Source organism: Devosia geojensis (assembly GCF_000969415.1).
Taxonomy (GTDB): Bacteria; Pseudomonadota; Alphaproteobacteria; order Rhizobiales; family Devosiaceae; genus Devosia; species Devosia geojensis.
The window spans coordinates 45687-57104 of record NZ_JZEX01000057.1 but is presented as its reverse complement, the minus strand read 5'-3'; the positions used below and the strand labels follow the sequence as shown (position 1 = coordinate 57104).

The following is an 11418-nucleotide window of genomic DNA, read 5'->3' as shown; positions in this document are numbered from 1 at the left end:
TTTAGGTTGTGTGGACAGTTAGGTCAGGGTGAGCCGAAAAGGGTGGTTTTTGAGAACCGGCGCGCAGCGTACGTTCGGGTACGTGAGCACGGCAAGCGCAGAAAACCGCCCTTTGCAGGCCGCCATCACCTAAATGTCCACACAACCTAGCGCAGGTCGAACCGGTCGGCGTTCATCACCTTGACCCAGGCGGCCACGAAATCCTTGACGAACTTGCCGGCGGAATCGGACTGGGCGTAGACCTCGGCCAGGGCCCGCAGCTGCGAGTGCGAGCCGAAGATCAGGTCGACACGGGTGCCGGTCCACTTCACCTCACCGCTCTTGCGGTCGCGGCCCTCGTAGACACCCTCCTCATCGGCCTTGGGCGCCCAGGCGGTGTCCATGGTCAAGAGATTGAGGAAGAAGTCGTTGGTGAGGGTCTCCGGCCGCTGGGTGAAGACCCCATGCTTGTTGACGCCGACCTTGAGCACCCGCAGCCCGCCCACCAGCGCCGTCATTTCCGGGCCGGTGAGGCGCAGCAGCTGCGCGCGGTCGATCAGCGCTTCCTCCGGCTGCATGAAGCGGCGCGGGCTGAGATAGTTGCGGAAGCCGTCGGTGCGCGGCTCCAGCGCCTGGAACGAGACGACGTCCGTCTGCTCCTGCGAGGCATCCATGCGGCCCGGAGTGAACGGCACGACGATCTCGTGGCCTGCGTCACGCGCCGCCTTCTCGATCCCGGCACTGCCGGCCAGCACGATGAGGTCGGCCAGCGACACCTTCTTGCCTCCGGCCTCAGCGCCGTTGAAGTCACGCTGGATGCCTTCGAGCACGCCGAGCACACGGGCAAGCTGCTCGGGCTCGTTGACTTCCCAGTCCTTCTGCGGCGCGAGGCGGATGCGCGCGCCATTGGCGCCGCCGCGCTTGTCCGAGCCGCGGAAGGTCGAGGCCGACGCCCAGGCGGTGCCGACGAGCTCCGACACCGAAAGCCCCGAGGCGAGGATCTTCGCCTTGAGGGCGGCAACTTCCGCCTCGTTGACCAGCTCATGGTCCACGGGCGGGATGACGTCCTGCCAGATCAGGTCCTCGGACGGAACTTCCGGACCCAGGTACCGGACCTTGGGGCCCATGTCGCGGTGCGTGAGCTTGAACCAGGCGCGCGCGAACGCGTCGGCGAACTCATCCGGATGTTCGAGGAAGCGGCGGGAAATCTTCCCGTATTCCGGATCGAAGCGCAGCGAGAGGTCGGTGGTCAGCATGGTCGGCCGATGCTTGCGGTTCGCATCGAACGCATCGGGGATCACCGCATCGTCGGTCTTGGCGACCCACTGCTTGGCGCCGGCCGGGCTCGTGGTCAGCTCCCACTCGTACTTGAAGAGGTTCTCGAAGAAGTGGTTGCTCCAGCGCGTCGGCGTCTGCGTCCAGGTGACCTCGAGACCCGACGTGATGGCGTCGGCGCCATGGCCGGTCGCATGCTTGCTCTTCCAGCCGAGGCCCTGGTCCTCGAGATCGGCCCCTTCCGGCTCGGCGGCGATCAGCGACGGGTCGCCCGCACCATGGGTCTTGCCGAAGGTGTGGCCGCCGGCGATCAGCGCCACGGTCTCTTCGTCGTTCATCGCCATGCGGCGGAAGGTTTCGCGGATGTCGCGGGCGGCGGCAACCGGATCGGGATTGCCGTTCGGACCCTCCGGGTTGACGTAGATGAGGCCCATCTGCACGGCGCCCAGCGGCTCGCTGAGCTGCCGCTCGCCCGAATAACGCTCGTCGCCCAGCCACGTGCCTTCCGGCCCCCAGAACAGCTCTTCCGGCTCCCAGACGTCCGCCCGCCCGCCGGCGAAGCCGAAGGTCTTGAAGCCCATCGATTCGAGCGCGACGTTGCCGGTGAGGATCAGCAGGTCCGCCCACGAGATCGCGTTGCCGTACTTCTGCTTGATCGGCCAGATGAGGCGGCGGGCCTTGTCGAGGTTGGCGTTGTCCGGCCAGGAGTTGAGCGGGGCGAACCGCTGCTGGCCTTGGCCCCCACCACCGCGGCCGTCGGTGATGCGGTAGGTGCCCGCGCTGTGCCAGGCCATGCGGATGAAGAGGCCGCCATAGTGGCCGAAATCGGCCGGCCACCAATCCTGCGAATCGGTCATGACCTTGAGGAGGTCCGCCTTCACGGCAGCGAGGTCGAGCTTCTTGAACTCCTCGGCATAGTCGAAATCCGGCCCCATCGGGTCCGACAGCGCCGAATTGCGGTGCAGCATGGAAAGGTCAAGCTGCTTGGGCCACCAGTCGCGGTTGCTGCGGCCGCTGCGGCCATGGTCCACCGGGCACTTGCCGGCCGGCGTTTCGCCGTTGGGGCTGGAAGGAGACAGTTCGTTCATCTGAGGGCTCCGTTTGCTGCTGGAGGCCTTATAGGAAGGTGACAACCATTAGGCCAATCGATTATTCTTCCTAAATCGATAGGAAGAACTTATTGTGTCGATCACCCTCAAGCAGATGCGCTATGCGGTGGCTGTCGCCGAGACCCGCCATTTCGGACGCGCCGCCGAGCAGTGCCACGTCAGCCAGCCGGCGCTCTCCCAGCAGATCCAGCTCATCGAGGAGGCCTGCGGCACGCCGCTCTTCGACCGGCTGAAGCGCTCCGTGCGCGTAACGCCGTTCGGGCGCGAATTCGTCGAGCGCGCGCGGCGCGTGGTCGAGGCCGCCGAAGCGCTCGAAAGCTTTGCCGAAGGCCACGCCGGTGCGCCCGACCGGCCCATCCGCTTCGGCCTCATCCCGACCGTCGCGCCGTACCTCCTGCCGGAGATCTTCCCGACGCTGCGCGAGAAGCTGCCGGCACTCGACTTCACCGTCAGCGAGAACAAGACCGACGCCCTGCTGGAAGGCGTTGCGGACGGCGGCATCGACATCGCCCTCATCGGCACGCAGCCGCCGCGGAACGGGATCAAGCTCGCCGTTGCGCCCCTCTTCAAGGACGATTTCGTGCTGGCGACCAGCCGGCACGAGACCGCGAGCGAACCCGTCTCCCTCGCCTCCCTCGCGCCCGAGCGCATCCTGCTGCTCGACGAAGGCCACTGCCTGCGCGACCAGGCCATCGCCGCCTGCCGGCTGGAGAGCGACACGGGGGCGCGCACCTTCGCGGCCACCTCGCTCTCGACCATCGTCGAGTTCGTCGCCAACGGCCAGGGCGTGACCCTCCTGCCGCAGATCGCGCTCCGCAAGGAAGCCGACGACCGCCGCATCGCCATCCACCCCCTCGCCTCCCCGGGCGCCGGCCGCGAGCTCTCGCTCGTCTGGCGTGAGGGCACGCCCTTTGCCCCGACGTTCGAAAGAATAGCCGAGGTGATCAGGCAGACGCGGCGAGCGGAGTGAGCGGATCACCCCAAGCGGAGGCCCCCCTCCCAGCCTCCCCCCGCAAGGGGGGAGGTGCTGGTCCTGTGAATTGGGCGAAATGGTGCCACAAGCACGATGTGGCACCTCCCCCCTTGCGGGGGGAGGTTGGGAGGGGGGTCTCGCATCGCGCGTGGAGACTGACTAAGCCGCAGCCCGGGCATTCCGCCGCTGGCGCACCCCGTCGGCGGTGAAGATGGCGATGGAAATCCAGATCAGCGCGAAGCTGACGAGTCGGACGGGATTGAGCGGCTCATTAAAGAGCAGGATCGCGACGAGGAACTGCAGGGTCGGCGCCAGGTATTGCAGCATGCCGATGGTCGTCAGCCGCAGCCGCTGCACGCCATAGGCAAAGAGCATCAGCGGCACCGCCGTCACCGGCCCCGTCATCACCAGGAGGAACAGCATCCACGGGTCCGCATGCGGACCCGGCCCGGTCGTCGCCGTGACATAGGCGATATAGCCGAGGCCTATCGGCGCGAGCAGCAGCGTCTCGACGAAGAGCCCCGAGGTCGAGCCGACCTTGGCGGTCTTCCTGAAGAACCCGTAGAACCCGAAGGTCAGCGCCAGCCCCACCGCGATGACGGGGAAGCTGCCGAGCCCGATGGCCTGCACGGCAATCGCGACGCACGCGATGGCGATGGCGACCACCTGCCAGGAGTTCTGCCGCTCGCCCTGGAACACCATGCCGATGGCCACGCTCACCAGCGGATTGATGAAATAGCCAAAGCTTGCTTCCAGCACCTGCTCGGTCTCGACCGCCCATACATAGAGCAGCCAGTTGACCCCGAGGATCACGGCGCAGAGCGCCAGCCGCCGTACCCTGACGCCATCGGCAAAGATCGCGCGCACCTCGTCCATGCGGCGCGAGATGAACAGGATGATCGCCAGCAGCACCAGCGACCAGACCGTGCGTTCGGCAACGATCAACGCCGCCGGCACGCCGGCCAGCAGCCGGAAGTGGATGGGCAGGAACCCCCACATCGCATAGGAGCCGAGCGCCGCCCAGACGCCCGGGCCGAAGTCCGTTCCAGCTGGTTTCGGCGGCTTGGCGGGCGCGGCGCCGATCTCGGGCGCCGTTTCGGGCAAGGACATGAACCGTCTCCGCGTCCGGTGGCGGAACGCCCGCCCTCCCTACCAGTCCGGTCTCGCCATTGCCAATCAGAGTTTGTGATTGCGCCCGCGCGTGCGGGTGATGGGTCCCGCCTTCCCCTCTTCACATGCACGGCGAGGAGCGCGACAATGGCGCGTTGCGATTGCGGGGGCTGCCATACATCTTATCCATTTGTCGTCCAACCTTTTCCGGACCCGGCACGTTGACCACCGGGGCAAGGCCCCGCCTGCTTTGGACGCTGATCGAGGAGTATGACAATGAAGAAGACCATCACCTGGATTCTGATCGCCGACGGCAGCCAGGCGCGCGTCCTCGAGAACACCGGCCCGGGCAAGGGGCTGAAGCAGGTGCGCGGGCTCGACTTCTCCATTCCCGCCATGCAGGCCAAGGACATCATGGCCGACAGGCCCGGCCGCGCCTTCTCCTCCGTCGGCACCGGCCGCAGCGCCATGGAGCCCAAGACCGATCCGGTCGAGCACCGCGAGGCCGAGTTCTGCAAGTCGATGGCCGAGATGCTCGACAAGAGCCTGCAGAAAGGCGCCTTCGACCGCCTCGTCATCGCCGCCGCCCCGATCACCCTGGGCAACATCCGCAAGGCCCTGTCGCCGCAGCTCAAGAAATCGGTGATGGCCGAGCTCGACAAGGACCTGACCAACATCCCGACCGCTGCCCTCGACAAGCACCTCGACGGGATCATCGCGGTTTAGGGTGGGTTGAACTTACTGCATCCTGTCGGGCACCATTTCCCGTCAAACAGGGTCATCCCCGCGAAAGCGGGGACCTCTGTTCTCGCTTGAATTGGAAAACGGAGGTTCCCGCTTTCGCGGGAATGACCCTGTGGATAGGGATCATTTGTGCGTCCCACCATACTAGCAGCTTGCAAGCAACGGACCTATGCCGCGCCGGCGATGGCTTCCAGGATCCGGCAGTCGCAGATGCGTCCATGACTGCATTCGGAAATCATCCGTTCGAGCTCCGAGCGCAAAGCCTCGAGGCGCGTGATGCGGCGTTCGATCTCGCCGAGGTGCCTGTTGGCGATGCTGTCCACTTCGTGGCACGAAGCCTGCGGCTCGGCGCTCATCGCCAGCAACTCGCGGATGTCCTCGATCGAAAAGCCGAGCTCGCGCGCGTTGTGGATGAAGTCGAGGCGGCGCAGCTCGCCCTCGCCGTAGAGCCGCCGGTTGCCGGCGCTACGCGGCGGCTCCGGCAGCAATCCGATCTGTTCGTAATAGCGGATGGTCGGCACCTTGACGCCGCTGCGCACCGCCATCTCGCCGATAGTCAGCCGTTCGCTCATTCCCGCTTGCTCCTCTAGTGACTAGAGATCGTAGCATGCAGGCATCGATTGATTCAAAGGCAAGGCCATGAGTGCGTCCTGCTGCAACCACTGCCACGAAACTCCGCAGAAGTCGCCGCGGGACCAGGCCTATCGGCGCATGCTCTGGGCGGTGCTGGCGATCAATGGCGGCATGTTCGTCCTCGAGGTCGGCGCGGGCATCGCCTCCGGTTCGGTTTCGCTCCTTGCCGATGCGGTCGACTTTCTCGGCGACGCAGGCAATTACGCCATCACCCTCTTCGTCCTCGGCATGGGACTGGCGGCGCGTGCCCGCGCCTCGCTCGTCAAGGCGCTGACCATGGGCGCCTTCGGCGTCTGGGTCATCGGCATGGCGGCCTGGAACGTCCATGCCGGCGCCACGCCGCACGCCTACACCATGGGTGCCGTCGGCGCCGCCGGGCTCCTTGCCAACTTCGCCGCCTTCGGCCTCCTCTGGCGCTTCCGCTACGGCGACAGCAACATGCGCTCGGCTTGGATCTGCACGCGCAACGACGTGCTCGGCAACTGCGCCGTGCTGCTCGCCGCCCTCGGCGTCTTCGGCACCGGCACCGCCTGGCCTGACATCGTCGTCGCCGGCGTGATGGGGAGCCTCGCCGTGCATGGCGCGGTCACGGTCGCCCGCCACGCCTTGGCCGAACTGCGGCAAGCCCCGCACCCGGCTTCGCTCGCCGCCGATTAGGTCGCGCCCCGGATCGGCCTTATGACTCTGATTTCAACGGCTTGCACTCATTTGCGGACTCGATGTCCCAACGACCTGAATCGTCGTCCGAAGTCGTTGAATCGTCCTGTGAAAGCCGTGACCCGCCGCGTGAACGGGCCGGCCGAAGTCCTAGTCCTCTCCGCCGGTGATCGCCGCCAGGAACTCCAGCAGCAGTGGATTGAAGAGGTCCGGCCGCTCCAGCGGCGACAGGTGCGCCGTGTTCTCGATCATGATCGCGAAGGCATTGTCGAACTCCTCGGAAAGCTCGTCGTGCCGCGCGATGATATGCGGGAAATCGAGGCTGCCGACCGCCAAGAGCACCGGCGCCTCGATGCCCGCCAGGTAATCGAGCGCCGCAACCGGCGGCTCCTCCTGCGTCAGCCGGGGCTTGGCGAGCGCCGCCCCGTTCATTGCAAGGAAGAGCTCGCGCACCGGCCCCGAAACCCGTCCGTTCTGGCTCATCGGCCCATCGAGCCAGGCGTGCGCCTCGGCGCGGTTGAGCATCTCGATGTCACCCCGCTCCTCGGCGATCTCCATCGCCTCGATCAGCGGCATCACCTCGTCCGGCAGCTCCGGCTCCGCCGCCCCGCTGAGCGCCGTCCCCACCAGCACCAGCCCCACGACGCGCTCCGGATACTCCAGCGCAAAATCGATCGCCAACGCCCCACCCATCGACGCCCCGACGAACACCGCCGCATGGATGCCAAGCTGCTCCAGCACCGCCTCAAGATCGCCAAGATGGCTGAACGCCTCATCCGCGCTCTCGCTCTCGCCGAACCCCCGGCGATCATAGGCGACCGCACGGAACCCCGCCTCGGCAACGGCCTCGATCTGCGAAGCCCACATGCGGCTGTCGGCAACCCCGGCGTGGAGAAAGACGACGGGCAGGCCCGTGCCGGACTCTTGGCCGGCAAGGCGGGCGGAGGCAAGATCGATGATGAAGGCGTTGATGGGCATGCAAATCTCCAGCATGGAGCTAGCTACCATTTTTTCTTGCGCGAGCTAACCCTCCCCTGCCGAACCCAAGGTTCCAGAAGTCTCGTTCCTGATTCACTCACAGTATTCGCGAACAGCTAGAGCAGCGGATGCCTGGCTGCTATCGTGCGTGCCAGGGAGTGCGCCATGAGCGAGTTTACGGGGTTTCCCGCCGAGACCTTTGCGTTCCTGTCCGGCATCGCGGCCAATAATGACAAGGGTTGGTTCGAGGACAATCGGAGCCTTTACGAGGCCGGTTATGTCGAGCCCGGCAGAGCGTTCGTTTCGGCGATGGGGCCGAGGCTGGCGGGGCTTTCGCCGACGGTGCGGTTCGAGCCGAAGGTCAATGGCTCCATCTCGCGCATCAATCGCGACATCCGTTTCTCCAAGGACAAGCGGCCGTACAAGGATCATCTCGATCTCTGGTTCTGGCACGGCGACCGGCGCGGATGGGATTGCCCGGGTTTCTGGTTCCGGCTGACGGCCGAGGCCGTTTATCTCGGCACCGGCATGCACGGGTTCGAAAAGGAGCGGCTGGAGTCCTTTCGTCATGCGGTGGTTTTGCCGCGCTCAGGTAAGGCACTGGTTTCGGCGGTCGAGGCGGTGAAGGCCGCCGGCCCCTACGAGATCGGCGAGAAGACCCGCAAGCTTCCGCCTCGCGGCTTCGAGGCCGATCCGGACAGGGCCGAATTCCTGCTCTACGAGGGACTGACCGCCGGGACGCAGATGCCGGCGTCGGCGGCGCGCGAGGCCGGCTTCCTCGATGTCTGCTTCAAGCATTTCGCGGCGACCTGGCCAGTCGGCAAGTGGTTGCTCGAAGAAATTGCCTAAGTTTTGGGCACGCCGAAATCTGCCGCTTAAGGCTTGAGTAAGCATGACTTACTATAACTGCGGAAGTTTTGCCGTCCTCCCGACGGCACCCGTTCGTTTTCTCGCCTTGGGGGCGGCGATATGAACTTGGATACCAAACTTCCGGCCGGCGTTTCAGCCTCGCCGCGCGCGATGCGGGTCGTCATGGACGGCATCAGCGGCGAGCTGGAGAGCTATTCGAGCTCGAACCTGCAGATCGTCAAGCAGACGAAGCTCCTGGCCATCAACGCCATCATCGAGGCGGCGCGGGCGGGAGAGGCGGGCAAGGGCTTCGCGGTCGTCGCCGACGAGGTGCAGCGGCTGGCCGACCGGGCGGCGGACATTGCCGGGCGCTTCCAGGAGGTGGTGCTGGGGCGCATCGCCATCAGCCGATCGATGTCGGAGACGCTGGTCGACGAACTGGAGGGCGTGCGGCTGACGGACCTCGCCCAGACGCTGGTGCAGCTCATCGTGCGCAACCTCTACGAGCGCACGGCGGACGTGCGCTGGTGGGCGACCGACACCGCGTTCTGGCGCGCGCTCGAGGAGCCGAGCGAGCAAGCGATCGCCTTCGCGGCCGATCGGCTCGCGACCATCAACCGGTTCTACAGCGTCTATCTCGACCTCGTCCTCACCGACGGCAAAGGCCGGGTGGTGGCGAGCGCCAGCCCGGCCCATGCCAGGGCGCTGCGCGGCATCGACCTTTCCGGCGAGAGCTGGGTGCGTGCGGCGCGGGGCCTCGCCTGCGGCGACGACTATGCGGTGGGCGAGGTGGAGCTCAGCGCCCATCACGGCAAGCGCGAGGCACTTGTCTATTCGACCGCGGTGCGGCAGGGCGGGCGCACCGACGGGCCGGCCATCGGCACGCTCGGCGTCTATTTCGACTGGCAGTCGCAGGGCCGTGCCATCGTCGAGACCGAGGCTTCATTGCCGCCGCAGGTCAAGGACCGCACCACCGTGCTGCTGCTGGACGGAGAGGAGCGGGTGATCGCCACCACCGATCCCGGCCTCCTCTGGCAGCGCTTTGCCCTCAGGCACGAAGGCCGGCAGCGCGGCAGCTACCAGGACGGGGCCGGGCACATCGTCGCTTTCGCCAGAACCCTTGGTTACCAGGAATATGACGGGCTCGGCTGGACCGGCGTCGTCATGCAGAAGACCGAGAAGGACGAGACGCTGCGGTCGGTGCTGGGGCTTTGACTGGTTTGCCGAGCGCCTTCGTTCTACCCTTCTCCCCTTGTGGGAGAAGGTGGCCCGAAGGGCCGGATGAGGGGTTTGCAATGTCGCGACAATCGCCGGCGTGTGTTGCTGCATCGCAGACCCCTCACCCTGATTTTCCGCTGGACGCGGAAAATCTGTCCCTCTCCCACAAGGGGAGAGGGGAAGGGGTGCCTGTCACCGCCGCTCCCCCTCGCAGCGCAGCCAGCAATAGCCGAAGGGCGGCAGTTCGGTGGGTTCGTTCGCCGCAAAGGGGGCGAGCGGCGCCGAGCTCATCAGCAGCGGCATGTAGCGGGTGACGCCCTCGACCTTGAGCGGCACGCGCACCTTGTCCTGCGTGAAGTTGTGAACGGTGATGACGCGGTTCTCGCGCCAGAGGTAGCTGACGACCAGGATATCGTCGTTGCCGACATCGATGAGCTGCGGCTCGCCCCAGCCGATCTCGGGCGTCGAGCGGCGCGTGCCGATCATGGCGGCAACGACATGCATGAGCGAGCCCGGACGGCGCACCTGCTCGGAGACGTTGACCTGCTTGTAGCCGAAGCGGCCGTTCGCCTGCATGGGATGGATAAGCTCATCGGCGGACGCCGAGGAGAAGCCGCCGTTGCGCTCGTCGCTCCACTGCATGGGGGTGCGCACGGCGTTGCGCTCGGGCAGCGACAGGTTCTCCCCCATGCCGATCTCGTCGCCGAACCAGAGGACGGGGGTGCCCGGCATGGCAAAGAGCAGGGAGAAGGCGAGCTTCAGGCGGGCCTCGTCGCCGTCGAGCATGCCGGCGAGCCGTCGCCGGAGCCCGCGGCCATAGAGCTGCATGTCGGGCTTGGGGCCGAAGGCGGCGTAGCATTCCTCGCGCTCCTGGCGCGAGAGGCGCGCCAGGTCGATCTCGTCGTGATTGCGCAGGAACGTTGCCCACTGGCCCATGCCGCCGGGCATCGGCCGGTCCTTGAGGGCGCGGCGGAGCGGGGCCGCCGAGCGGCGGGCGAGCGAGAGGAAGAGGTACTGGTTGAGCAGGAAATCGAAGATCATGCTCATGCGCTCGCCCGCGCCGAAATACGCGTTGGCGACATCGTAGGTGATGTTGGCCTCGGCGAGCATGGCGGCGCCCGCTTTTCGCCAGGACATGAAGTCGTGCATTTCGCTGAGGATGGCGTAAGGGTCCGGGTTGCCTTCGCTGGCCGGTCCCTTGGGCTCGACGAGGAAGGGCACGGCATCGATGCGGAAGCCTGAGACGCCCAGCGCCAGCCAAAACCCCATGATCCTGAGGATCTCCTCGCGCACTGCGGGGGTGCGCACATTGAGGTCGGCCTGGTGGCTGTAGAAGCGGTGGAGGTACCAGGCCTTCGCCTTGCGGTCGCGCGACCAGATGGACTTCTGCACGCCCGGGAACACCACGCCGTCGGTGATGTTGGCGGGCTTGGTCTTGCTCCACACGTACCAGTCGCGATAGGGCGAATCCGGGCTCGAACGGGCCGACTGGAACCAGGGGTGGTCGATCGATGTGTGGTTGACAACGAGGTCGATGATCACCCGCATGCCGCGATCGTCGGCGGCATGCATGAATTCGACGAAATCGCCGAGCGTGCCGTAGCGCGGATCGACATTGTAGTAGTCGGTGACGTCGTAGCCGTTGTCGCGGTTGGGCGAGGGGTAGAACGGGGTCAGCCAGATGCAGGTGACGCCGAGCCGTTCCAGGTGATCGAGCCGGTGGGCGAGGCCGGCGAAATCGCCGACGCCGTCGCCGTTGGAATCCATGAACGTCTCGACGTCGAGGCAGTAGATGACGGCGTTCTTGTACCAGAGATTGGGCATATCGGTCGCATGGGCTTCGGCACCCCTTGCAAGCAACGGCCAAGCCGTTGCTCCTGTTCCAAAACCGCG

The 11418-nt window shown here is 66.1% G+C and carries 10 protein-coding genes; 5 read left to right on the top strand and 5 right to left on the bottom strand.

Translation table 11 applies throughout. The annotated features are described in order from the left end of the window. Nucleotides 1-146 precede the first annotated feature (146 nt). Nucleotides 147-2342 carry a catalase/peroxidase HPI gene (gene katG / locus VE25_RS05290; RefSeq protein WP_046107550.1) on the bottom strand — a complete coding sequence of 732 codons (2196 nt, stop codon included), beginning with the start codon at nt 2340-2342 and terminating at the stop codon, nt 147-149. Nucleotides 2343-2436: 94 nt separating this feature from the next. Here katG and VE25_RS05285 point away from each other — a divergent pair, with 94 nt between their 5' ends. Next, nucleotides 2437-3333 (top strand): hydrogen peroxide-inducible genes activator, encoded by an 897-nt coding sequence (locus VE25_RS05285; RefSeq protein ID WP_083988733.1) that lies wholly within the window; start codon nt 2437-2439, stop codon nt 3331-3333. Between the two features lie 162 nt (nt 3334-3495). On the opposite strand, the gene rarD is transcribed toward VE25_RS05285, so the two are convergent. After that, on the bottom strand, nt 3496-4446 hold the full coding sequence (gene rarD, locus VE25_RS05280) for an EamA family transporter RarD (protein WP_083988732.1): 951 nt from the start codon (nt 4444-4446) through the stop codon (nt 3496-3498). 276 nt (nt 4447-4722) lie between these two features. Here rarD and VE25_RS05275 point away from each other — a divergent pair, with 276 nt between their 5' ends. Continuing rightward, the gene (locus VE25_RS05275; RefSeq protein ID WP_046107549.1) at nt 4723-5172 is read left to right on the top strand and encodes a host attachment protein; all 450 of its coding nucleotides are present in this window, start codon (nt 4723-4725) and stop codon (nt 5170-5172) included. 185 nt (nt 5173-5357) lie between these two features. Here VE25_RS05275 and VE25_RS05270 read toward each other — a convergent pair whose 3' ends face one another. Next, a complete protein-coding gene (locus tag VE25_RS05270) occupies nt 5358-5762 on the bottom strand; it encodes a MerR family transcriptional regulator (RefSeq protein WP_046107548.1) in 405 nt (134 codons plus the stop codon). A gap of 67 nt (nt 5763-5829) precedes the next feature. Here VE25_RS05270 and VE25_RS05265 point away from each other — a divergent pair, with 67 nt between their 5' ends. Then, on the top strand, nt 5830-6480 hold the full coding sequence (locus tag VE25_RS05265; RefSeq protein ID WP_046107547.1) for a cation efflux transmembrane domain-containing protein: 651 nt from the start codon (nt 5830-5832) through the stop codon (nt 6478-6480). A gap of 150 nt (nt 6481-6630) precedes the next feature. Here the strand turns inward: VE25_RS05265 and VE25_RS05260 are convergent, their stop codons facing one another. Next, complete coding sequence (locus VE25_RS05260) at nt 6631-7458, bottom strand: alpha/beta fold hydrolase (RefSeq protein WP_046107546.1); 828 nt, start codon at nt 7456-7458, stop codon at nt 6631-6633. A gap of 165 nt (nt 7459-7623) precedes the next feature. Here VE25_RS05260 and VE25_RS21695 point away from each other — a divergent pair, with 165 nt between their 5' ends. Both VE25_RS21695 and VE25_RS05250 read left to right on the top strand, forming a co-directional pair. Beyond that, nucleotides 7624-8307 carry a DUF2461 domain-containing protein gene (locus VE25_RS21695; protein ID WP_052731736.1) on the top strand — a complete coding sequence of 228 codons (684 nt, stop codon included), beginning with the start codon at nt 7624-7626 and terminating at the stop codon, nt 8305-8307. Nucleotides 8308-8478: 171 nt separating this feature from the next. Next, complete coding sequence (locus tag VE25_RS05250) at nt 8479-9522, top strand: methyl-accepting chemotaxis protein (RefSeq protein WP_280136833.1); 1044 nt, start codon at nt 8479-8481, stop codon at nt 9520-9522. 195 nt (nt 9523-9717) lie between these two features. Here the strand turns inward: VE25_RS05250 and VE25_RS05245 are convergent, their stop codons facing one another. After that, a complete protein-coding gene (locus tag VE25_RS05245; protein WP_046107557.1) occupies nt 9718-11349 on the bottom strand; it encodes an alpha-amylase family protein in 1632 nt (543 codons plus the stop codon). Between the last annotated feature and the right edge of the window lie 69 nt (nt 11350-11418).

Coding starts and splice junctions, on each gene's coding strand:
- katG (WP_046107550.1), bottom strand. CDS start 2,342: ATGAACGAACTGTCTCCTTCCAGCCCCAACGGCGAAACGCCGGCCGGC.
- rarD (WP_083988732.1), bottom strand. CDS start 4,446: ATGTCCTTGCCCGAAACGGCGCCCGAGATCGGCGCCGCGCCCGCCAAG.
- VE25_RS05275 (WP_046107549.1), top strand. CDS start 4,723: ATGAAGAAGACCATCACCTGGATTCTGATCGCCGACGGCAGCCAGGCG.
- VE25_RS05270 (WP_046107548.1), bottom strand. CDS start 5,762: ATGAGCGAACGGCTGACTATCGGCGAGATGGCGGTGCGCAGCGGCGTC.
- VE25_RS05265 (WP_046107547.1), top strand. CDS start 5,830: ATGAGTGCGTCCTGCTGCAACCACTGCCACGAAACTCCGCAGAAGTCG.
- VE25_RS05260 (WP_046107546.1), bottom strand. CDS start 7,458: ATGCCCATCAACGCCTTCATCATCGATCTTGCCTCCGCCCGCCTTGCC.
- VE25_RS21695 (WP_052731736.1), top strand. CDS start 7,624: ATGAGCGAGTTTACGGGGTTTCCCGCCGAGACCTTTGCGTTCCTGTCC.
- VE25_RS05250 (WP_280136833.1), top strand. CDS start 8,479: ATGCGGGTCGTCATGGACGGCATCAGCGGCGAGCTGGAGAGCTATTCG.
- VE25_RS05245 (WP_046107557.1), bottom strand. CDS start 11,349: ATGCCCAATCTCTGGTACAAGAACGCCGTCATCTACTGCCTCGACGTC.